The 426-nt window shown below is 46.2% G+C and carries 1 protein-coding gene; it reads right to left on the bottom strand.

What is annotated here, in order from left to right; all coding sequences use genetic code 11:
- Positions 1–97 precede the first annotated feature (97 nt).
- The coding region (locus B3C94_RS20790) for a hypothetical protein (RefSeq protein WP_293907322.1) at positions 98–426 on the bottom strand (329 nt) is incomplete at its 5' end.

Below are 426 nucleotides of genomic sequence, written 5' to 3'. Positions count from 1 at the left end.
TTTTACGTACAGGCTCTCGCCTTCGGGCAGGTTTTTGGTCGAAGAGCAAGAGGCTATCAGTCCGCCTATCGTCAATAGTCCAATAAGGCATTTTAGTTTAATTTGCATGGTAAGCCCTTTCCTCATCTTCATTTTTAATCGCTGTGGTTCTGATGGTATCTAAATGTGTCGGCATATTCTTTTTTCGCGTGCTGTTTGCAGTGCTGTCCAGCTGTTGGCGGCGCTGCTGTTCTTTTTCCCGGTCTTCTAGTTGTTTTCGGTATTCTGGGCTATGGAGCATGAGGCTGTCGCGAATCACGGTGCGGACACTGTCCCGGTAGGCTGAATCTTGCTCCATGCGGTCTACGTCAAAACGTTTTCTGAACTTCTTGCTGCCGGTATTGTAATATTCCTTGAGTTTTTTAGAGCGCATAAAGATCTCCTTAA

The organism is Sphingobacterium sp. UBA5670 (genome assembly GCF_002420705.1).
In the GTDB taxonomy this organism is placed as follows: Bacteria; Bacteroidota; Bacteroidia; order Sphingobacteriales; family Sphingobacteriaceae; genus Sphingobacterium.
The sequence above is the reverse complement of the archived record's forward strand: the minus strand, read 5'-3'. Positions and strand labels throughout refer to the sequence as shown.